The following is a 21,861-nucleotide window of genomic DNA, read 5'->3' as shown; positions in this document are numbered from 1 at the left end:
GGATCAGGTTTAGCAGATGGGGGTGACAGTACGACCTGACCGAACGACCACGCCCGGCCCTTCTCGCCCCGATCCTGGCCGTGGCCAGGGCCGCACACTCACCGCTCCGTCTGCAGGGCCGCCGCCCTTGCCGACTGTCCCCCCGCCGCATCACGTTCCCGCCTCCGCCATCTCCCGGCACCATGTACTCGTGCATACGGGGAACTCAGGGCGCAGCCGCAAGAGCACATCAGCGTGGGGAGAGAGCGAGGTTCCAGCACGATGCTGGCCGGAAGCCACCTTGCTCGGCCGACTGCCGGAACGCTGTCGCAGAGACCTGCTGCAACTGGGCACTGTCGTGCCCTATCCGGCCCACCGCACCCTGCTGCGGCAAGGGGACGGCGGCCGGCACGTGCTGTTGCTCACCCAGGGCGTGGTCAAGGTCGAGTCCCACTCGGAAGACGGTTACGCGATGCTGCTGGCCGTCCGGGTCGCCGGAGACTTGGTGGGAGAAATGGCCGCCTTTGAGGGCCGCCCCCGTTCCGGTTCCGTGATCGCGTGTGGAGACGTGACAGCCCGCGTCATCCAGAGAGAAGCACTGACCGCATACCTGACGCGACACCCTGACGCGATGGTGGCCGTGCTCGGCATGCTCAGTGCCCGCCTTCGCTGGGCGAACAGGCGCCGGCTGGACTTCCGGGCCTACCACGCGTCGATCCGGCTGGCCCGGGTCCTCGTGGAGACGGCCCAGACCTACGGACACACGACACAATCCGTCCCTCAGCGATGGCTGCTCGGCGTGACGCTCACCCAGGCAGAACTCGCCTCACTGGCCGCCCTCGGGCTGGCCACCACGGAGAAGGCACTCGCCGACCTCGCCAAGAGAGGCCTGGTGGAACGCGGATACCGCGAAATCACGATCAGCGACATCCGACGTCTGCGCGCATTCGCAAAAATCAGCAGCGAGAATCCGTACTGATACGGAATCGCCTGCGCAACGTCCTCCTAACCTCGCCGTCAGCGCTTCGCCGAAGCGTCCGCGCTACACCGAGGAAGAGGGGAATCGTCACGTGTCCGTACGGACCGGGTACCACCACAGCATCTGTCTCGCCTTGGACGTGCAGGCGTACGGGGGCAACAACGATCGCCGGCAGTCGGAGATCCAGCACGACCTGCCGCAGCTGCTCGACCACGCGGCCCACAAGGCCGGCCTGGACCGCTCACGTTGGCACGTCCAGGCCAAGGGTGACGAGCAGTTGGCCGTCCTCCCCGCGGACGAAAGCGAGCCACGTGTCATCGACGACTACATCCGGCACGTCGCCTCCGGGCTCCAGCAGTACAACCGGCTCCGTATCGAAGAGGCATGGTTGCGCCTGCGTGCCTCGGTCCACCACGGACTGGTGGAGATCGCGGACAACGGATACGCCGGCCGAACCGTGGTGACCACGTCCCGCCTGCTGTCTTCCGCCGTTCTGAGCCACGCCCTGCGGGCCGCGACCAAAGCCGATCTCATCCTGGCGCTTTCCAACGATGTGTACGACGCGACAGTGGTCGGCGGCCACACCACACTTTCTCCCGACGCCTTCCGGCCCGTGTTGATCCACGAGAAGGAACTCCGGACAGTGGCCTGGCTGTGGGCTCCCGGGGACGATGTGCACCGCCTGGACCTCGGCGAGAACACCGAATCACGCGTGGATCCACAGGTGCCGACGTCCCACAGCCCACGGCAGCGAAAGGCGGATCGCCCAACCTGGAGCACCGCAGAACCGTCGGTGCCGTCGTATGCCGCGGATGCAGCACCATCGTCAGCGGACGCTACCGAGCCTGACGACACAACAGCGAACGGCCGCCGGGTGCCGCTTCCCGCTCAGGGACAGCAGGTCAGCCAGAGCAACTACCACGGCACGGTGCATGCCCCCGGAGGCGTCTTCGGCATCAGTAATTCCCATGGCTGAGTTCGCAGACCGCCCTCCCTTTGTCGCGGAATCGAACGCACAGGACGCGATCGGGGAAGAGCGGCCCGCAGACAGCCACCCAGCACACGACGAGCCCGGCGTGGGGCCGGACGCGCCCGAACCAGGCAGAGCGGACGCCTCCGGCCGTCGGGAAGACCTCCAGCGTGCCAGTCACGAACAGGAGCAGGACGAACAGGGATACCGAGAACTCGACAACGCTCTGGGTCAACGCGTCAGCAACTACTTCTACGGCCAGGTACACGCCGCCGACGCGACCTTCGGTTTCGGTTTCCCTTCCTCACCCGGGCACGCTCCGGGCCTGGTGGAGCCGGACGAGGTCAGCCTGTTGCTGCGCGACTTCCTGCATCCGGACGGGTACGACGTCGCCGCTGGAAAACTGCAGACCAAGAACCTGCTGGTCATAGTCGGTGAAGAGGGGAGCGGGCGGCGCGCAGCAGCCTTCTCGCTACTGCGCGATCTCTTGGGGGAGCATGTCGCCTTCCGTAGCCTGTCTCCGGCCAACTCGCTGGCCCAGCTGGCTTCCCCTGGTTACCTGAAGGCGCGTTCCGGATACGTCATACTCGACTACCTCGGCGAAACCGGGACGACTGCAGTGCAGGACTTCGACATCCGGCGCTTGCGTGCGGAACTTCGCCGTCATCGATCGTTCTTGGTGATCACTGCTTCTTCGGCCGCACAGCAGCGACTGGCTCTCAAAGAATTCTCCGTACCCTGGCGCCCACCGGAACCGCTCCACCTCTTCGACCACTGTGCCGAGCATCTGCTCCGTCCTGACGTGCCGGAAGCCGTTACGGCAGAACTGCGGACACGCGTGAGCGAACTTCGGAGGCCTGCTGATGTTGTCGCTGTGGCGAGCAATCTCAGCGAGGGCCCGGATGCGGCACTGGAAGCGCTGCGTGACAGCACAAAAGAGTGTGTACGGAATTGGTTCGAGGCTGAACCCAGAACAGAAGACTTGCTGCCGGTAGCGGCTCTCGCCTTCGCGAACAGGCTTCCTGAGCGGACCTTTGAAGAGCTCGTGGTTTCTTTGGATACCTGTGTCCAAAACGTCGGCAAGTCCAACGGCGATCCGCCGGAGGAGGACGAACGGCCGCCGCAAGCGGCAGCAACGATCGGCCAGACGCGTGCACGCTGGAAGTGGCGAGCCGTGGGCATCGCCGAAGCGGTACAGCGGACCGACAACGCCGAGGACCACTGTCGCAGCGAGCGGCGCGTCGAGTTCACGTCTCCGCGCGTCCGTGATCTCGTGCTCAGCAACCTGCACGAACTGTACGGATACGAACTGTGGTATCCGCTGCGTCAGTGGCTGGATCAGCTCAGCCTCGAAGGCAGTCTGGCAGTTCGGGAGGAGGTGGCACGCGGCGTCGCCCTCCTCGCCCGGTACGCACTCGCCGAGGTGGAAGAAAAGCTGCTGGAGGTGTGGGCCGGCGGTCTCAGCAGTCAGCGCGTCACCGCGGCTTTGGTCCTGCAGTTCATGTGCGCTGATGAACAGCTCGCACCACACGCTCTGAATTTGGCCTTGAGCTGGACGGAGGGCCGCGGGCAGGAGCGGGCCATCACTGCCACCATGGCGTTCGCCGGAGACCTCGGATCGATCTACCGTCTCGATTCCCTCCACCACCTGTGGTTCCTCACGTCACGCGGTGAACGGATCGCGAGCGCGGCCAGGCGTGCGCTGGTGCTGCTCCTGGCTACCACCGAGCGGGAACCGGAGCGGGCACGTCTCGTCCTGCGTTACCTCCGCACACGAGCACAACACGCACCGGCTGGTAAAGACCGGGGAATCGCGCTGGGCATCATCATTCAAATCCTCGGCGCCAGACGGCTGAACTCCGCAGAACCACTTGCCGCTTTTCTGCTGCGCAAGGACCCCGGCCTGTCCAGGCAGTTCGGTGCGCTGTGGCGGGTCGTGCTGCACAGCCCCTATCGAGCGAACGCCATCGCTGAATTGTGCCGGACTCTGGTCGCCTTGCGTGACGACGAGTCGGCTTCATCCCTGGCTCGTCTGCTCGGTGAGGCCATGCAGGGCGATATGGACGACCGGCAGCGGGCGGCACTGCGCAACGATCTTCCCGCAGCACTGCACAACCCTCGTTATTCCTTGCCCGGGATCAAGCAACTGGCATATCTGCTGCTCGATTGCAGCGCATTCACGACATGACGGTGCCGACTGACCAGGAGGTCAACCAAGTGGCATATCCAGTGATGGCGGAGCAAGCACTGAGCCCGATCCCCCGGGGGTGGTTCTCCCGACGGCGGCGCACAGACGTCCCCCAGCTGCCTCCGGGTGCGGTGTACGTCTTCCAAGTAGGTGGACGACACAGCGTCTACCCCGAAGGAATCGTTTTCGACCCCGCGGATGCGGAGGCCGTCGATGCCACCTCGGTCAGCCTGGTCGATATGCGTGCCCGGCTGATCGAGGCCGAACGGGTCATTCCCTCGGTGAGCGAGGCTGACGCCTTCACCGTCAAAGCCACCTTCACCTGTCAGGTGACCGATGCCGCCACCGTCGCCCGGCAAGGCGTCGACGACGCAGCGGTCCCCCTGCGCGCCTACCTGTCAGGAGAAGACCAATTGGCACGCATGAGCGCGGCGCACCGCATCGAGGAAGTCAACGCGGTACGCGAGCAGGTGACACACAGAATGAACGCCTACACGACCATCATGCCGCCGCGCATTGCCGGGATGACTGTGGAGTACGTCGGCATCGAGGTGCTGACACCTGATGACTTGCGCACCTGGGAACAGGAGGTGCGGGACGAGCGCCGAATGCGCGAGATGGTACGAGGTCAACGCGAGTTCGAAACGGACGACGTGCATCGCATCGCGGAGCTGCTCTCACAGGGCAGTCACTACGTGGACGCGTTCGGTGTGGCTCGGGAAGACATCAATATCCACGCCATCGCCACGCGCATCCACCAGGAATCCGCCGACGACAAGGCATACAGCCGGCAGGTCGCGGCACATGACAAGCAACGGGCTCATGAGCGCGAAACAGCCGAACGAGACATGCGCCAAGCTCTATTGCTGGCCGTACTGGGGCAGGCACGGGAATCCGGCTATGTCGATCACCAGTTGCTCCAGCAGTTGCTGGACCTCGGTAAGCGGAAGGCACCGAGCAACTCACAGGCAGGAGCCCTTCCGAGCGCCGGCACCACGCAGCGGCCCGCGGAGGACGGCTCTCGCGGCGATCATCGCGGCTTCATCAAGGACGAGGACGATCTCCTTGACTGACCTTTTCAAACCGCCGGACGGTATCGGCAGGACGGAATCCCAGCGGGTTCACGATCGGATTTCCCGTAGGTTGCGGGCTTTGACCGGTGTGGATGAAGAACTGCTCGCCTGGGTCTGGCACGAGCGCAGCAAGTACACGGCGCTGGGGGGTGTCGTGCTGGGCACCTCCGTCATCGCCGCCTTCTCGATGTGGAACTTCGCCAACGAGGCAATCGGTGAAGGCACCTTTCTGGCGTTGCTGCCCGCGGCGCTGTGGATGCTGTTCGTACTGAACCTGGACCGCTGGCTGATCGCTCCGCAGCCCAACCTCAAGCGGCGTACGGCTCCGCTCCTACTGCGACTGCTCATCGCTTTCTTTCTGGGAACCGTGGTGGCCGAGCCGCTGGTTCTCCGCGTCTTCCAGACCGCGGTGGAGGAGCATGTGCGGGACCAGCGGCACGCAGCGGTGGACCGCTTGCGCAGCGATCTGCTGCGGTGCAACACCGACCCGTCGCAACCGAGCCGGAGTCGACCGGCGGACTGCGCAGACCATCTGCTCTCGTTCGGCGCATCACCAGCGAGTGGGTACGACGCGATCAACACACTGCGCAAGGACGCGGCCATGCTCCAGAAGCGGGTCGACCGGGACACCAACCGCCTGGAAAGGCTCGATGCCCAGGTCCGGGACGAGTGCCGACGGCTGATCCGCGACATGCGCACCGGGCTCCTGCAGCGGACGTCGGAGTGCCTGCGGTTGCGCGAGAAGGCCAGGGACTATCGGAGCGCGCACGATACGGTCGCCAACGAGCGACGGCTGGCGGAGATGTACAAGCAGATCAAAGACGGTGGCGGCCGACTGGCCGACTCGCGGGACGCTTTCCTCAAAGCCCGTGACAAAGAAATCGCTCGGCGGGTCGCCCAAGAACGCGCGAAGCAGCGTGGCATCGGCGTCCTGGAGCGCATGCAGGCACTGGAAGAACTCGCCGGCAAGAATGCCACACTGCTGACCGGAGTCTGGGTGGTGCGGCTCCTTTTCATCTTCGTCGATGTCCTACCGGTTCTCGCCAAGCTGCTCAGCAGTGAGAACAGTTACGACCGTTTGCTGTCCGCCAGGAGCCAGAGCGCGGTGACGGTCCATGAGGAAGCCGTACGGACGGCCGAGCGACAGGCCATGGCGTCCTCGGAGATCGTTCGTGAGGAGTGCGAAGACCGGGTCAGGCGGCGGAAGGCCGAGATCGACGCTGACCGTCGCGAGCACGTGGCGGCCATGCACATCCGGGTCAGCCAGGCAGTGAACGCGCTGGAGGACGAGATGCGGCGCGCTTCTTCAGCCTGATCCCCCGCCGGGCCCGACGGATTTTCAGCGGGCATCAGGTGCATACGTGTTGCTCAGTGCTCCTGTCATTGCACGTTCACAGGGAGGGAAACGGTGTGGTTGCACTTAGCGGAGAGGAAAGAGCCGAAAACGGAACCCGTCTCGCCCGGACACTGCTGTCCGAAACACGTGAGGAATTGTTGAAGGCGGACCACAAGGCCAATGTGGTTCTGACCGTCCTGGGCATGGCCCTGACCGCCCTGGTCGGCGCAATCGGTGCAGGCGGCGTGATGCCATTGACCTATGCCGCGAGCGCCCAGTCGCTTTTCTGGGCCGGCTGCGCGGCCGCCGCACCGTCATTCCTGTTGCTGGGACTTGCCATCGTCCCGCGTACGGGAACCGGTCGCCGGGACCGCACCTACTACTTCGGTGACGTGGCGTCCGGTACATCCGTGCGGGAACTGAGCACCAGGATGCGGCAAACAGATCCCAGGGAGCGGGACGTGAATCAATTCGCAGTGTTGTCCGTGCTGGTCATCCTGAAATACCGGTGCATCCGACGCGCCATAATCTGGATCGGCGTGTTCTTGCTCTTGACCACGGCCGGGATTCTGCTTGGGATCTCGTTACGTTGACGATATGGACGTGACCTGGCGCAGAGCCTGTCCGGACTCGATGGTCTCTGCTCCCCGTCCGAACTGATGACGGGTGAGAGGAAGACGTCCGCTCCCCAAAAAGCTCCGGCCCCGCCCCGCCGAAGCGGGCCGGGGCCGGAGCCTCACAGCGTGGGCGGACGTCTACAGCCCCGCAGCCTTCTTGAGCGCCTCCACCCGGTCCGTCCGCTCCCAGGTGAAGTCCTCCAGCTCGCGGCCGAAGTGGCCGTATGCGGCGGTCTGAGAGTAGATGGGGCGGAGGAGGTCGAGGTCGCGGATGATAGCGGCCGGGCGGAGGTCGAAGACCTCGGTGATGGCGGTTTCGATCTTTTCGACGTCGACGGTGGCGGTGCCGAAGGTCTCGACGAAGAGGCCGACCGGCTCGGCCTTGCCGATGGCGTAGGCGACCTGGACCTCGCAGCGGGCGGCCAGCCCGGCCGCTACGACGTTCTTGGCGACCCAGCGCATGGCGTAGGCGGCGGAGCGGTCGACCTTGGACGGGTCCTTGCCGGAGAAGGCGCCGCCGCCGTGGCGGGACATGCCGCCGTAGGTGTCGATGATGATCTTGCGGCCGGTCAGGCCGGCGTCGCCCATCGGGCCGCCGATCTCGAAGCGGCCGGTGGGGTTGACCAGGAGGCGGTAGCCGTCGGTGTCCAGCTTGATGCCGTCCTCGACGAGCTGGTTGAGGACGTGCTCGACGACGAACTCCCGGATGTCGGGAGCCAGCAGGGAATCCAGGTCGATGTCCGAGGCGTGCTGGGAGGAGACGACGACGGTGTCGAGGCGGACGGCCTTGTGGCCGTCGTACTCGATGGTGACCTGGGTCTTGCCGTCGGGGCGCAGGTACGGGATGGTGCCGTTCTTGCGGACCTCGGACAGGCGCCGGGACAGGCGGTGCGCGAGGTGGATCGGGAGCGGCATCAGCTCCGGGGTCTCGTCGCAGGCGTAGCCGAACATCAGGCCCTGGTCGCCCGCGCCCTGCTTGTCCAGCTCGTCCTCGTCGCCCTCGACGCGCTTCTCGTAGGCGGTGTCGACACCCTGGGCGATGTCCGGGGACTGCGCGCCGATGGAGACCGAGACGCCGCAGGAGGCGCCGTCGAAGCCCTTCTTCGACGAGTCGTAGCCGATTTCGAGGATCTTGTTGCGTACGAGGTTGGGGATGTCGGCGTACGCCTTCGTCGTCACCTCGCCGGCCACGTGGACCAGGCCGGTGGTGATCAACGTCTCGACGGCGACCCGGGAGGCCGGGTCCTCCTTCAGGAGGGCGTCGAGGATGGTGTCGCTGATCTGGTCAGCGATCTTGTCGGGGTGACCCTCGGTCACGGACTCCGAGGTGAACAGGCGGCGGGACACATCGCTCCCTGGGGTTGCAGCGGCTGCTGGCTGATCATTGGCGGAAGGGCCGAGAGCTGCGCTCGGCACGATCCGCGGCCAGTTTATCGGTCATGAGAGGCGTTCGGGCACGCAGTCTCGATTTCTGGACCCGCCGTGACCTGGGACACCGTGCCGGGGAGAGGAAGATCTCGTTCCGGCGGGGCCCGGGCCGGCGGGTCCCGATCATGAGGTGGGAGGGGTGGAAGGGGGCTGCGGGGCGGTCAGACGGGGCGCCACGAGGTCCCAGACCGTGTCGGCGAGGGCCTCCTTCGGTCCGTACGGTACGGGTGTCTCGGCGCCGTCGGCGGCCAGGATCACCGCCTCGTTCTCCGCCGAGCCGAACGCCTTGTGGTCGCCGACCTCGTTGACGACCAGCAGATCACAACCCTTTCGAGTGAGTTTCGAGCGTCCGTTGGCGAGGACGTCGTCGGTTTCGGCGGCGAAGCCGACGATCACCTGGCCGGGGCGGGGGCGGTCCGCGGAGATCTCGGCGAGGATGTCCGGATTGCGGACGAGGGCCACCGGCTCGGGCTCCTGGCCGTCCTTCTTCTTGATCTTTCCGGTGGCGTACGCGGCGGGGCGGAAATCGGCCACGGCGGCCGCCATGACCACCGCGTCGGCGTCCGCCGCCGCCTCCAGCACGGCTTCGCGCAGTTGGACGGCCGTACCGATGTGCACCACGTCCACCCCGGCCGGGTCCGGCAGCTCACTGTTGCCGGCGACGAGGGTGACGCGGGCGCCGCGGGCCACGGCGGTGCGGGCGAGCGCGTACCCCTGCTTGCCGGAGGAACGGTTGCCCAGGTAGCGGACCGGGTCCAGGGGCTCGCGGGTGCCGCCGGCGCTGATGACGACGTGCCGGCCCGCGAGGTCCTGTGTCAGGCCGAGCGGGCCGCGGGCCAGGACGCGGCGGCAGGTCTCGAAGATCTCGGACGGGTCGGGGAAGCGGCCCTTGCCGGTGTCCACGCCGGTCAGCCGCCCGACGGCGGGCTCGATGACGATGGCGCCGCGGCGGCGCAGCGTGGCGACGTTCTCCTGGGTGGCGGGGTGCTCCCACATCTCGGTGTGCATCGCCGGGGCGAAGACCACCGGACAGCGCGCGGTGAGGAGGGTGTTGGTCAGCAGGTCGTCGGCCAGGCCGTGGGCGGCCTTGGCCAGCATGTCGGCGGTACAGGGGGCCACCACGACCAGGTCGGCGGACTGGCCGATGCGGACGTGCGGGACCTCGTGGACCGTCTCCCACACCTCGGTGGCGGCCGGGTTGCCGGACAGCGCGGACCAGGTGGCCTCGCCGACGAAGTGCAGGGACGCCGCGGTCGGCACGACCCGGACGTCGTGCCCGGACTCGGTGAGCCGGCGCAGCAGCTCGCACGCCTTGTAGGCGGCGATGCCGCCGCTGACCCCGAGGACGACCCGGGGGCGGCGCGCCGGGCCGTGCCCATCTGCCGCCTCGGCCCGTACCGCCGCCGCGGCCCCGCCGCCCGCCGTCCCGGCTGAAGCTCCGCCCGCCGCCTCGGCTCCGTCCACCTGCCCGGCGGCCCGCTGCGGCTCTGTCGGCTTGCCCATCGTGTTCTCTCCCCACTCCGTGGGTTCCGCCCCTGGGGTGCGGACCCCGGTCGGCCGGATCGGCCCGGTCGTTACTCCCCCATGACACACCAAGGGCCCGGCAGCGGCGCTGCCGGGCCCTTGGTCAAGACGCCGTGCCGGGGTCCTCGGGACGCCGGGACGCCCGGATGCTCACTGAGCCGGGCCCTCGACGGCCTCGGAGGTCAGCAGACCCGCGTTGATCTCGCGAAGCGCGATGGACAGGGGCTTCTCGTGGACGTGGGTGTCGACCAGCGGGCCGACGTACTCCAGCAGGCCCTCGCCGAGCTGCGAGTAGTACGCGTTGATCTGACGGGCGCGCTTGGCGGCGTAGATCACGAGGCTGTACTTCGAGTCGGTGGCCTCAAGCAGCTCATCAATCGGCGGGTTGATGATGCCCTCGGGCGCGGTGATGGAAGAGGACACTCTCTGCCTTCCGAAGGGGGGTGTAAACAGGTGTAAAGATCAAAGAACCTTCATCAAGGCTAGCAGCTCACGGCTGACGTCCTCGACGGAGGTGTTGACCAGGGTCTCGTCGAACTCGGGCTCGGCGGCCAGCTCGACCTTGGCGGCCGCCAGGCGGCGCTCGATGACCTCGGGCGCCTCGGTGCCGCGGCCGGTGAGCCGGCGGACCAGCTCGTCCCAGCTCGGCGGGGCCAGGAAGACCAGCTGTGCCTCCTTCATGGACTCGCGGACCTGCCGGGCCCCCTGGAGGTCGATCTCCAGCAGGACCGGCTCCCCGGCCTCCAGGCGGTCCTGGACGGCCTTGCGGGGAGTGCCGTAGCGGTTGCCCGCGAATTCGGCCCATTCCAGCAGTTCGCCGTTGGCGACGAGCTTGTCGAATTCCTCGTCGTCCACGAAGAAGTACTGGACGCCGTGCCGCTCCCCGGGGCGCGGCTTGCGCGTGGTGGCCGACACCGAGAGCCAGACCTCGGGGTGAACCTTGCGCAGATGGGCGACGACCGTGCTCTTGCCGACCCCGGAGGGGCCGGAGAGCACGGTCAGCCGCGGACGGGCGTCCGGGGATACGGGGGACGTCCCCCGGGGTGTTGCAGCCATGGGGCGATTATTCCAGTTCCCCGGCGCTGCCAGGAAACTCAGCCGGCTTTCTCGCCGAACTCGCGCTCCAGGGCGGCGATCTGGTTCGTGCCCAGACCGCGGACCCGGCGGCTCTCGGAGATGCCCAGCCGCTCCATGAGCTGCTTGGCGCGGACCTTGCCCACGCCGGGCAGGGACTCAAGGAGGGCGGAGACCTTCATTTTGCCGATGACGTCGTTCTCCTGGCCCTGCTTGATGACGTCGTGAAGGGAGGCGCCGGAATTTTTGAGCCGATTCTTGACCTCGGCGCGCTCCCGGCGAGCCGCGGCGGCCTTCTCGAGCGCGGCTGCGCGCTGTTCAGGGGTAAGGGGCGGAAGAGCCACGCCTACGTCACCTCGGATGTCGAACTGTCGGATACGGACCGGTGTGGAACCTAGTCGCCCCGCACCTGCGGGGCAACGAGCAACGCGCTTACGTGCACTGCTCTCGTCGGAGACTAGCGGCCAAGGCGCTCGGAGTCAGCGAGAACAGACGAAAAGTCCTGGTCAGACTCAGCTGACCAGGACAAATCGGGACTAAAGTCCTCGCCGTTCGACCGCTGTCCGCACCTCGTCGGCACATCGGAGGGCGGCCTCGCGAAGTGCGGCGACGTCCGGACCGTGCCGCAGCACCCCCCGGCTGACGCTCGGCACGACGTCCCGGACCGCGTCCCCGAAGACGCGCGGGAGGTCCGCGGGGGCCGCGCCCTGGGCTCCGATGCCGGGTGCGAGCAGCGGCCCGCCGATGGCCAGGTCGTACGCGGACAGGTCGCCGAGGGTGGCCCCGACGACGGCCCCGTACGAGCCCAGCTCGCCCCGGGCGGCGGCCTCGGCGTTCGCCGCCTTGAGATGACCGAGTACGGTCGCGGCGACGCTGCGGCCGTCGGCCCGTACCGCGTGCTGGACCTCCTGGCCCTCGGGGTTCGAGGTCAGCGCGAGCGCGAACAGGCCGCAGCCGTGCTCGCGGGCCAGGTCGACGGCCGGGGCGAGCGAGCCGAAGCCCAGGTACGGGCTGACCGTGACCGCGTCCGAGAACAGCGGCGAGGCCGGGTGGAGGTAGGTGGCGGCGTACGCGGCCATGGTGGAACCGATGTCGCCGCGCTTGGCGTCCATCAGGACCAGGGCACCGGCCTCGCGGGCCGCCGCGACGGTCTCCTCCAGGACGGCGATGCCGCGCGAGCCGAAGCGCTCGAAGAAGGCGGACTGCGGCTTGAGGACGGCGACGCGGTCGGCCAGCGCCTCGACGACGGTGCGCGAGAAGGCCGCCAGGCCCGCCACGTCGTCGTCCAGGCCCCAGTCGGCCAGCAGCGAGGCGTGCGGGTCGATGCCGACGCAGAGGGGGCCCCGGGCGTCCATGGCGGCCCGCAGGCGGGCGCCGAAAGGTTCCTGGCTCACGGGGAGGTCACCTTCTTGTGCTCGGCGCCGACCGCGTCGGCGAGGGTGGCGTACGGGCTGTTGCGCAGGCGCGCGGCGAGGCCCTTGTGGATGGCGCGGGCGTAGAACGGGCCCTCGTAGATGAAGGCGCTGTAGCCCTGCACCAGGGTGGCACCGGCGAGGATGCGCTGCCAGGCGTCCTCGGCGGTCGCGATGCCGCCGACGCCGATCAGGGTGACCCGGTCGCCGACACGGGCGTACAGCCGCCGCAGCACCTCCAGGGAGCGTGCCTTGACCGGGGCGCCGGACAGCCCGCCGGTCTCCCGGACCAGGGCCGGGTCGGAGGCCAGGCCCAGGCCGTCGCGGGCGATGGTGGTGTTGGTGGCGATGATGCCGTCCAGGCCCAGTTCCACGGCGAGGTCGGCGACCGCGTCCACGTCCTCGTCGGCGAGGTCCGGCGCGATCTTGACCAGCAGCGGGACGCGCCGCCCGGTGACGGTGCGGTCGGCCGCCTCGCGGACCGCGCTGAGCAGCGGGCGCAGGTGGTCGACGGCCTGGAGGTCGCGCAGGCCGGGGGTGTTCGGCGAGGAGACGTTGACGACCAGGTAGTCGGCGTGGGCGGCCAGGCGCTCCGTGGAGGTCACGTAGTCGGCGATCGCCGCGTCCTCGGGTACGACCTTGGTCTTGCCGATGTTGACGCCCAGCGTCGTGCGGAAGACCGGGTTGCGGGCGGCCAGGCGGGCCGCCACGGCCGCCGAACCGTCGTTGTTGAAGCCCATGCGGTTGATGAGCGCGCGGTCCGGTACGAGGCGGAACAGGCGCTTCTTGGGGTTGCCGGGCTGCGGCTCGGCGGTGACCGTGCCGATCTCGACGTGGTCGAAGCCCAGCATGGCCATGCCGTCGACGGCGACGGCGTTCTTGTCGAAGCCGGCGGCCAGCCCGAAGGGGCCGTGCATGCGGCGGCCCAGGGCCTCGACGCGCAGTTCCTTGTAGCGGGGGGCCAGGACGGCCGCGGCGAAGGTGCGCAGCACCGGGATGCGCGCGGCCAGCCGGATCCAGCGGAAGGCCAGGTGGTGGGCCTTCTCGGGGTCCATGCGCTGGAAGATCAGTTTGAAGAAGAGGGAGTACACGAGCGGGCGGGGCCTTCCGCGGGACGAGAGGACGGGTCGAAGGGGACGGGGCTCGTGAAGAGGGGGACACCGCGGCCGGTGTCCCCCTCAGGGCCCTTACTCCTCGCGGGCCGCGGTCAGCTGCCGCGCGTGTTCCTGGAGGGACCGCACGCCCACGTCACCGCGGGACATCGCCTCGATGCCCTGGACCGCGGCGGCCAGCGCCTGGACCGTGGTCAGGCAGGGCACGGCGCGGGCGACGGCGGCGGTACGGATGTCGTAGCCGTCCAGGCGGCCGCCGGTGCCGTACGGCGTGTTGACGATCAGGTCGACCTCGCCGTCGTGGATGAGCTGGACGATGGTCTTCTCGCCGTTGGGGCCCTCGCCCTCGCTCTTCTTGCGGACGACGGTGGCGTTGATGCCGTTGCGGCGCAGCACCTCGGCGGTGCCGGAGGTGGCCAGCAGCTCGAAGCCGTGGGCGACCAGCTCCCGCGCCGGGAAGATCATCGCGCGCTTGTCGCGGTTGGCGACGGAGACGAACGCCCGGCCCTTGGTGGGCAGCGCGCCGTACGCGCCGGACTGCGACTTGGCGTACGCCGTGCCGAAGACCGAGTCGATGCCCATGACCTCACCGGTGGAGCGCATCTCCGGGCCCAGCACGGTGTCCACGCCCTGCCCGGAGACGTCGCGGAACCGCGACCAGGGCATGACGGCCTCCTTGACGGAGATCGGCGAGTCCAGCGGCAGCGTGCCGCCGTCGCCGCTCTTGGGCAGCATGCCCTCGGCGCGCAGCTCGGCGATGGTGGCGCCCAGCGAGATGCGGGCGGCGGCCTTGGCCAGCGGCACCGCGGTCGCCTTCGAGGTGAAGGGGACCGTACGGGAGGCGCGCGGGTTGGCCTCCAGCACGTACAGGATGTCGCCCGCCATCGCGAACTGGATGTTGATCAGGCCGCGCACGCCGACGCCCTTGGCGATGGCCTCGGTGGAGGCGCGCAGCCGCTTGATGTCGTAGCCGCCGAGGGTGATGGGCGGCAGCGCGCAGGCGGAGTCGCCGGAGTGGATGCCGGCTTCCTCGATGTGCTCCATGACGCCGCCGAGGTAGAGCTCGTGGCCGTCGTAGAGGGCGTCCACGTCGATCTCGATGGCGTCGTCCAGGAAGCGGTCGATGAGGACCGGGTGCTGGTCGATCAGGCCGGCGTGCCGCTCCAGGTAGGCGGCGAGCGAGGGCTCGTCGTAGACGATCTCCATGCCGCGGCCGCCGAGAACGTAGGACGGCCGGACCATGACCGGGTAGCCGATCTCGGCGGCGATGCCCTTGGCCTCGTCGAAGGAGTAGGCGGTGCCGTACTTGGGGGCGGGCAGGCCCGCCTCGGTCAGCACCTGGCCGAACGCGCCGCGCTCCTCGGCCAGGTCGATGGCCTCCGGCGAGGTGCCGACGATCGGTACGCCGTTGTCCTTGAGCGCCTGCGCCAGGCCCAGCGGGGTCTGGCCGCCGAGCTGGACGACGACGCCCGCGACCGGGCCGGCCGCCTGCTCGGCGTGCACGATCTCCAGCACGTCTTCGAGCGTCAGCGGCTCGAAGTACAGGCGGTCGGAGGTGTCGTAGTCGGTGGAGACGGTCTCCGGGTTGCAGTTGACCATGACGGTCTCGTAGCCCGCGTCGGACAGGGCGAAGGAGGCGTGGACGCAGGAGTAGTCGAACTCGATGCCCTGGCCGATGCGGTTCGGGCCGGAGCCCAGGATGATCACCGCGGGCTTCTCGCGCGGCGCGACCTCGCTCTCCTCGTCGTAGGACGAGTAGAAGTACGGGGTCTTCGCGGCGAACTCGGCGGCGCAGGTGTCGACCGTCTTGTAGACCGGGCGGACGCCGAGCGCGTGCCGGACCTCGCGGACGACCTGCTCCGTCAGGCCGCGGATCGCGGCGATCTGGGCGTCGGAGAAACCGTGCCGCTTGGCGTACGCCAGGACCTCGGGGCCGAGCTGGTCGGCGGCCGCGATCTCGTCGGCCACCTCCTTGACCAGGAAGAGCTGGTCGACGAACCACGGGTCGATCTTCGTGGCGTCGAAGACCTCCCCGGGCGTGGCGCCGGCCCGGATGGCCTGCATCACGGTGTTGATCCGGCCGTCGGTGGGCATCTCGGCCTTCTCCAGCAGCGCCGCCTTGTCGCCCGGGTCGCCGGCGAAGTCGAACTGGCTGCCCTTCTTCTCCAGCGAGCGCAGCGCCTTGTTGAGCGCCTCGGTGAAGTTGCGGCCGATGGCCATCGCCTCGCCGACCGACTTCATGGTGGTGGTCAGCCGGGCGTCCGCCGCCGGGAACTTCTCGAAGGCGAAGCGCGGGACCTTGACCACGACGTAGTCGAGGGTCGGCTCGAAGGAGGCGGGGGTCTGCTCGGTGATGTCGTTGGGGATCTCGTCGAGCGTGTAGCCGACGGCCAGCCGGGCGGCGATCTTCGCGATCGGGAAGCCGGTGGCCTTGGAGGCGAGCGCCGAGGAGCGCGAGACGCGCGGGTTCATCTCGATGACGATGACCCGGCCGTCGACGGGGTTGACGGCGAACTGGATGTTGCAGCCGCCGGTGTCCACGCCGACCTCGCGGATCACGGCGATGCCGATGTCGCGCAGGGTCTGGTACTCGCGGTCGGTGAGCGTCATCGCCGGGGCGACGGTGATGGAGTCGCCGGTGTGCACGCCCATCGGGTCGAAGTTCTCGATGGAGCAGACGACCACGACGTTGTCGTTCTTGTCGCGCATCAGCTCCAGCTCGTACTCCTTCCAGCCGAGGATGGACTCCTCCAGGAGCACCTCGGTGGTCGGCGACAGGGCCAGGCCCTGGCCGGCGATGCGGCGCAGCTCGTCCTCGTCGTGGGCGAAGCCGGAGCCGGCGCCGCCCATGGTGAAGGACGGGCGGACGACGACCGGGTAGCCGCCCAGCTCCTCGACGCCCTTGAGGACGTCGTCCATGGAGTGGCAGATGTAGGAGCGCGCGGACTCGCCGTGGCCGATCTTGCGGCGGACGGCCTCGACGACCTCCTTGAACAGGTCGCGGTCCTCGCCCTTGTTGATCGCCTCGACGTTGGCGCCGATCAGCTCGACGCCGTACTGCTCCAGGGTGCCGGCCTCGTGCAGCGAGATCGCGGTGTTCAGCGCGGTCTGGCCGCCCAGGGTGGGCAGCAGGGCGTCCGGGCGCTCCTTGGCGATGATCTTCTCGACGAATTCCGGGGTGATCGGCTCGACGTAGGTGGCGTCGGCGATCTCCGGGTCGGTCATGATCGTGGCCGGGTTGGAGTTGACCAGGATGACCCGCAGGCCCTCGGCCTTCAGGACCCGGCACGCCTGGGTGCCGGAGTAGTCGAACTCGGCTGCCTGGCCGATGACGATCGGGCCGGAGCCGATGACCAGGACGGACTGGATATCGGTGCGCTTAGGCACGCTGGCCCTCCATGAGCTGGACGAAGCGGTCGAACAGGTAGGCCGCGTCGTGCGGGCCCGCGGCGGCCTCGGGGTGGTACTGGACGCTGAAGGCCGGCCGGTCGAGGAGCTGGAGCCCCTCCACCACGTTGTCGTTCAGACAGACGTGGGAGACCTCGGCGCGCCCGTAGGGGGTCTCGGAGACCTTGTCGAGCGGCGCGTCCACGGCGAAGCCGTGGTTGTGCGCGGTGACCTCGACCTTTCCGGTCGTGCGGTCCTGCACCGGCTGGTTGATGCCGCGGTGCCCGTACTTCAGCTTGTACGTGCCGAAGCCCAGCGCGCGGCCGAGGATCTGGTTGCCGAAGCAAATGCCGAACAGCGGGGTGCCGCGCTCCAGCACCGCCCGCATGACGGAGACCGGGTGGTCGGCGGTGGCCGGGTCGCCCGGGCCGTTGGAGAAGAACACACCGTCGGGGTTGACGGCGTACACGTCCTCGGCGGTGGCGGTGGCGGGCAGCACGTGCACCTCGATGCCGCGCTCGGCCATGCGGTACGGGGTCATGCCCTTGATGCCCAGGTCGACCGCGGCGACCGTGAAGCGCTTGGTGCCCTGCGCGGGAACCACGTACGCCTCCTTGGTGGCCACCTCGGCGGACAGGTCGGCGCCCTTCATCTGCGGGGCCGACTGCACCTTGGCGAGCAGCGCCGCCTCGTCGGCGGGGCCGGTGCCGGCCGGGCCGTCGAGCGACGGGCCGGAGAAGATGCCGACGCGCATCGCGCCGCGCTCGCGCAGGTGGCGGGTGAGCGCGCGGGTGTCGATGCCGCTGATGCCGACGACGCCCTGGGCGGCCAGTTCGTCGTCGAGGGTGCGGGCCGAGCGCCAGTTGGACGGCGTGCGGGCGGGGTCGCGGACGACGAAGCCGGACACCCAGATGCGGGCGGACTCCGGGTCCTCGTCGTTGACGCCCGTGTTGCCGATGTGCGGGGCGGTCATGACGACCACCTGGCGGTGGTACGAGGGGTCGGTCAGGGTCTCCTGGTAGCCGGTCATGCCGGTGGAGAACACCGCTTCGCCGAAGGTCTCCCCCACGGCCCCGTAAGCACGGCCGCGGAAGGTGCGGCCGTCCTCCAGGACGAGTATGGCGGGAGCCTTCACGGCTGCCCCGGTGGAGGTCGTCATCGTGCGCCTTCCGTTTCGGTGGTCTTGCTGTTCTTGCTGTTCTTGCTGATCAGGTCGGTCAGGGCGGCGACCCAGTCGGTGTGCTCGGCGGCCCGGTCGGACCGGAAGCCGGAGTCGAGCTCCTGGTCGCCGTGCGCCCAGGTGATCACCAGCAGGCCGCCCTCGGGCAGGACCTTGCCGGCGATGCCCGCATCCAGGCGGGCGCCGCGCAGCGCCGCGGCCGGGACGAAGAAGTCCTGCGCGCCGGGCCGTACGACGTCCACGCCGGCGTCGGTCAGGGTCAGCTCCGCACGGCTGCGGGTGCCCAGGCCGCGCGCGACGACGCGGTCCAGCCACTGCCCGGCGGTGGTGGAGCCGTGGTAGCGGCCGGTCATCGTCAGCCGCGGCGCACCGGCGTCCTCGGGGGCGGTGGGCAGCTCGGGCAGGCCGCCCTGGAGAGTGCCGCGCCACTTCCAGCCCTCGCGCATCAGCCAGTACAGGAGCGCGATGAACAGGAGCAGCCCGACGACCCAGCCGATGCGCGCGGCCCAGTCGGTGACCTCGGCGGACTTCTGCTCGGCCGCCAGTTGGATGAATGAAGATGTCACGCCAGTTTCCCGTCCACGACCGTTGCCCGGCCCCGCAGGAAGGTGTGGGTCACGCGACCCGGCAGCTCACGGCCCTCGTAGGGCGTGTTGCGGCTGCGGGAGGCGAAGCCCGCGGGGTCCACGGGTCCACGGTATGCCGGATCGACCAGCGTGAGGTTGGCGGGCTCGCCAGGCGAGATGGGGCGGCCGTGGCCCTTGAGGCGGCCGATCCCGGCGGGGCGGAAGGACATCCGGTCGGCGACGCCGGCCCAGTCGAGCAGGCCGGTGTCGACCATCGTGTGCTGGACGACGGACAGCGCCGTCTCCAGGCCGACCATGCCCATGGCGGCCGCGCCCCACTCGCAGTCCTTGTCCTCGTGCGGGTGCGGGGCGTGGTCGGTGGCGACACAGTCGATCGTGCCGTCGGCCAGCGCCTCGCGCAGCGCGAGCACGTCGGCCTCCGTGCGCAGCGGCGGGTTCACCTTGTAGACGGGGTTGTACGAGCGTACGAGTTCGTCGGTGAGCAGCAGGTGGTGCGGGGTGACCTCGGCGGTGACGTTCCAGCCCTTGGACTTGGCCCAGCGGACGATCTCGACGGACCCCGCGGTGGACAGGTGGCAGATGTGCACCCGCGAACCGACGTGGGCGGCGAGCAGCACGTCCCGGGCGATGATCGACTCCTCGGCCACCGCGGGCCAGCCGGCCAGGCCCAGCTCGGCGGAGACGATGCCCTCGTTCATCTGGGCGCCGGCGGTCAGCCGGGGCTCCTGGGCGTGCTGGGCGATCACGCCGTCGAAGGCCTTCACGTACTCCAGCGCGCGGCGCATGATCACCGCGTCGTCCACGCACTTGCCGTCGTCGGAGAAGACCCGTACGCCCGCGGCGGAGTCGTGCATGGCGCCCAGCTCGGCGAGCTGCTTGCCCTCCAGGCCGACCGTCACGGCGCCGACCGGCTGCACGTCGCAGTAGCCGGACTCCTTGCCCAGGCGCCAGACCTGCTCGACCACGCCGGCGGTGTCCGCGACGGGGAAGGTGTTGGCCATGGCGTGTACGGCGGTGAATCCGCCGACGGCGGCGGCCTTGGTGCCGGTCAGCACGGTCTCGGAGTCCTCGCGGCCCGGCTCGCGCAGGTGGGTGTGCAGGTCGACCAGGCCGGGCAGCAGGACCTGGCCCGCGGCCTCGACGACGGTGGCGTCCTCGGTGCCGGCCAGGTCGCCGCCGACGGCGGTGATCACGCCGTCGGTGATCAGGACGTCCTGCGCCTCGCCGCCCAGGATGTTCGCCCCGCGGATCAGGGTCTTGCTCATCACTTGCTCTCCTCGTTACGCGCGGCAGGGGCGACGGTGGTGGTGACGGCGGGTTCGTTCCCGCCCAGCAGCAGGTACAGGACGGCCATCCGGATGCTGACGCCGTTGGCCACCTGCTCGACGGCGGTGCAGCGCGGCGAGTCGGCTACCTCGGCGGTGATCTCCATGCCGCGGTTCATCGGGCCGGGGTGCATCACGATCGCGTGGTCCGGCATCCGGCCCATCCGGTCGCCGTCGAGGCCGTAGCGCCGGGCGTACTCCCGCTCGGTGGGGAAGAAGGCGGCGTTCATCCGCTCGCGCTGGACGCGCAGCATCATGACGGCGTCCGACTTGGTCAGCACCGCGTCGAGGTCGTAGCTGACCTCGCAGGGCCACCGCTCGACGCCGATGGGCACCAGCGTGGGCGGCGCGACCAGCGTCACCTCGGCGCCCAGCGTGGTCAGCAGGTGGACGTTGGAGCGGGCCACCCGGCTGTGCAGGATGTCGCCGACGATGGTGATGTGGCGGCCGGAGAGGTCCTGGCCCGCGCCGTCGGTCAGGTGGCGGCGCATGGTGAAGGCGTCCAGCAGGGCCTGGGTGGGGTGCTCGTGCGTACCGTCACCGGCGTTGACGACCGAGCCGCCGATCCAGCCGGAGGTGGCCAGGCGGTGCGGGGCGCCGGAGTCGCCGTGCCGGATGACGACGGCGTCCGCGCCCATCGCCTCCAGGGTCAGGGCGGTGTCCTTCAGGGACTCGCCCTTGGAGACGGACGAGCCCTTGGCGGAGAAGTTGATGACGTCCGCGGAGAGCCGCTTGGCGGCGGCCTCGAAGGAGATGCGGGTACGCGTGGAGTCCTCGAAGAAGAGGTTGACGACGGTGCGTCCGCGCAGCGTGGGGAGCTTCTTGATCGGCCGGTCCGCCACCCGGGCCATCTCCTCGGCGGTGTCGAGGATCAGGACGGCATCGTCGCGGGTGAGGTCGGCGGCCGAGATGAGATGACGCTTCATCCGGTTTTCTCCGTGATTGATGGAGGTGTACGGGTATGTCCGTCGAGCAGGCATGACTGGCGGCCCGGTGGCACCGGGTCCGTCCAGGGGTGTGCTACTGCTCGCCGGCCGGGGCGGCCTGCTTCACGCCGAGCAGCACGGCGTCCCGGCCGTCCTCCTCGGTGAGCAGGACCTTGACCGTCTCCCGCAGCGACGTGGGGAGGTTCTTGCCCACATAGTCGGCACGGATCGGCAGCTCGCGGTGGCCGCGGTCGACCAGGACGGCGAGCTGCACGGCACGCGGGCGTCCGATGTCGTTCAGGGCGTCGAGGGCGGCACGGATCGTACGGCCGGAGAAGAGCACGTCGTCGACGAGGAGGACCACCCGGCCCTCGATGCCGTCACCGGGGATCTCGGTGCGGGCCAGCGCACGGGCCGGGCCCAGGCGCAGGTCGTCGCGGTACATGGTGATGTCGAGCGAGCCGACCGGGACCGGGCGGCCGGTGATCTCTTCGAGCTTGGCGGCCAGCCGGCGGGCGAGGAAGACACCGCGGGTGGGGATGCCGAGGAGCACCACGTCGTCGGCGCCCTTGGCGCGTTCGACGATCTCGTGGGCGATGCGGGTGAGCATGCGCGTGATGTCCGGGCCTTCGAGGACCGGACGCGCAGCGTTGGAGCTGGGGGCGTCCATGACGAACGGACCTCCTTCTCCGCCTCACAGGACGGACTTTAAAGGACGTCGGAATTACGCGCTCCACGGTACCAGGGCCCGCGGCGAGGTCCGA

General features: G+C 69.1%; 19 protein-coding genes. 6 read left to right on the top strand and 13 right to left on the bottom strand.

All coding sequences use genetic code 11. The features are described 5' to 3' along the window. Nucleotides 1-280: 280 nt before the first annotated feature. The 6 genes from CP973_RS15080 to CP973_RS15060 all read left to right on the top strand — a co-directional run bounded on the left by CP973_RS15080 (nt 281) and on the right by CP973_RS15060 (nt 7,118). Entirely contained in the window at nt 281-958 is a 678-nt protein-coding gene (locus tag CP973_RS15080) for a Crp/Fnr family transcriptional regulator (protein WP_244409498.1), read from the top strand. 139 nt (nt 959-1,097) lie between these two features. Continuing rightward, on the top strand, nt 1,098-1,934 hold the full coding sequence (locus CP973_RS15075; protein ID WP_244409857.1) for a hypothetical protein: 837 nt from the start codon (nt 1,098-1,100) through the stop codon (nt 1,932-1,934). Beyond that, nucleotides 1,927-4,116 (top strand): hypothetical protein, encoded by a 2,190-nt coding sequence (locus CP973_RS15070; protein ID WP_150240983.1) that lies wholly within the window; start codon nt 1,927-1,929, stop codon nt 4,114-4,116. The genes CP973_RS15075 and CP973_RS15070 overlap by 8 nt, the downstream gene beginning before the upstream one ends. Further along, nucleotides 4,095-5,189, top strand: coding sequence for a hypothetical protein (locus CP973_RS40835; RefSeq protein WP_244409497.1), 1,095 nt, complete (start codon nt 4,095-4,097; stop codon nt 5,187-5,189). The genes CP973_RS15070 and CP973_RS40835 overlap by 22 nt, the downstream gene beginning before the upstream one ends. A gap of 88 nt (nt 5,190-5,277) precedes the next feature. Then, a complete protein-coding gene (locus CP973_RS15065) occupies nt 5,278-6,504 on the top strand; it encodes a DUF4407 domain-containing protein (protein WP_244409854.1) in 1,227 nt (408 codons plus the stop codon). A 95-nt stretch (nt 6,505-6,599) separates the two neighbouring features. Next, a complete protein-coding gene (locus CP973_RS15060) occupies nt 6,600-7,118 on the top strand; it encodes a Pycsar system effector family protein (RefSeq protein ID WP_150240979.1) in 519 nt (172 codons plus the stop codon). A gap of 162 nt (nt 7,119-7,280) precedes the next feature. On the opposite strand, the gene metK is transcribed toward CP973_RS15060, so the two are convergent. The 13 genes from metK to pyrR form a co-directional block, all read right to left on the bottom strand. Continuing rightward, entirely contained in the window at nt 7,281-8,489 is a 1,209-nt protein-coding gene (gene metK / locus CP973_RS15055; protein WP_150240977.1) for a methionine adenosyltransferase, read from the bottom strand. A gap of 204 nt (nt 8,490-8,693) precedes the next feature. After that, complete coding sequence (gene coaBC, locus CP973_RS15050; RefSeq protein ID WP_244409496.1) at nt 8,694-10,073, bottom strand: bifunctional phosphopantothenoylcysteine decarboxylase/phosphopantothenate--cysteine ligase CoaBC; 1,380 nt, start codon at nt 10,071-10,073, stop codon at nt 8,694-8,696. Between the two features lie 171 nt (nt 10,074-10,244). Then, on the bottom strand, nt 10,245-10,517 hold the full coding sequence (rpoZ, locus tag CP973_RS15040; RefSeq protein WP_003982715.1) for a DNA-directed RNA polymerase subunit omega: 273 nt from the start codon (nt 10,515-10,517) through the stop codon (nt 10,245-10,247). Nucleotides 10,518-10,556: 39 nt separating this feature from the next. Beyond that, nucleotides 10,557-11,150 carry a guanylate kinase gene (gene gmk / locus CP973_RS15035; protein ID WP_050506274.1) on the bottom strand — a complete coding sequence of 198 codons (594 nt, stop codon included), beginning with the start codon at nt 11,148-11,150 and terminating at the stop codon, nt 10,557-10,559. A gap of 38 nt (nt 11,151-11,188) precedes the next feature. Next, nucleotides 11,189-11,512, bottom strand: coding sequence for an integration host factor (locus tag CP973_RS15030; RefSeq protein WP_003982717.1), 324 nt, complete (start codon nt 11,510-11,512; stop codon nt 11,189-11,191). A gap of 192 nt (nt 11,513-11,704) precedes the next feature. Then, the gene (gene pyrF, locus CP973_RS15025) at nt 11,705-12,562 is read right to left on the bottom strand and encodes an orotidine-5'-phosphate decarboxylase (protein WP_150240975.1); all 858 of its coding nucleotides are present in this window, start codon (nt 12,560-12,562) and stop codon (nt 11,705-11,707) included. Further along, complete coding sequence (locus CP973_RS15020) at nt 12,559-13,671, bottom strand: quinone-dependent dihydroorotate dehydrogenase (RefSeq protein ID WP_150240973.1); 1,113 nt, start codon at nt 13,669-13,671, stop codon at nt 12,559-12,561. Before CP973_RS15020 ends, pyrF begins: the two co-directional genes overlap by 4 nt. A gap of 96 nt (nt 13,672-13,767) precedes the next feature. After that, nucleotides 13,768-17,079, bottom strand: coding sequence for a carbamoyl-phosphate synthase large subunit (gene carB, locus CP973_RS15015; protein ID WP_150240971.1), 3,312 nt, complete (start codon nt 17,077-17,079; stop codon nt 13,768-13,770). Then, nucleotides 17,072-18,238 (bottom strand): glutamine-hydrolyzing carbamoyl-phosphate synthase small subunit, encoded by a 1,167-nt coding sequence (carA, locus tag CP973_RS15010; protein WP_150240969.1) that lies wholly within the window; start codon nt 18,236-18,238, stop codon nt 17,072-17,074. The genes carB and carA overlap by 8 nt, the downstream gene beginning before the upstream one ends. Next, nucleotides 18,235-18,825, bottom strand: coding sequence for a PH-like domain-containing protein (locus CP973_RS15005; RefSeq protein WP_150240967.1), 591 nt, complete (start codon nt 18,823-18,825; stop codon nt 18,235-18,237). Before CP973_RS15005 ends, carA begins: the two co-directional genes overlap by 4 nt. Beyond that, nucleotides 18,822-20,111 carry a dihydroorotase gene (locus CP973_RS15000; RefSeq protein WP_150240965.1) on the bottom strand — a complete coding sequence of 430 codons (1,290 nt, stop codon included), beginning with the start codon at nt 20,109-20,111 and terminating at the stop codon, nt 18,822-18,824. The genes CP973_RS15005 and CP973_RS15000 overlap by 4 nt, the downstream gene beginning before the upstream one ends. Then, nucleotides 20,111-21,097 carry an aspartate carbamoyltransferase catalytic subunit gene (locus CP973_RS14995; RefSeq protein WP_150240963.1) on the bottom strand — a complete coding sequence of 329 codons (987 nt, stop codon included), beginning with the start codon at nt 21,095-21,097 and terminating at the stop codon, nt 20,111-20,113. The genes CP973_RS15000 and CP973_RS14995 overlap by 1 nt, the downstream gene beginning before the upstream one ends. Nucleotides 21,098-21,191: 94 nt before the next feature. After that, nucleotides 21,192-21,767: a bifunctional pyr operon transcriptional regulator/uracil phosphoribosyltransferase PyrR gene (gene pyrR, locus CP973_RS14990; protein ID WP_150240961.1), complete on the bottom strand. Its 576-nt coding sequence runs from the start codon at nt 21,765-21,767 to the stop codon at nt 21,192-21,194. Nucleotides 21,768-21,861: the final 94 nt, after the last annotated feature.

This window comes from Streptomyces albofaciens JCM 4342, from assembly GCF_008634025.1.
Taxonomy (GTDB): domain Bacteria; phylum Actinomycetota; class Actinomycetes; order Streptomycetales; family Streptomycetaceae; genus Streptomyces; species Streptomyces albofaciens.
This window is presented reverse-complemented; position numbering and strand designations above follow the sequence as displayed.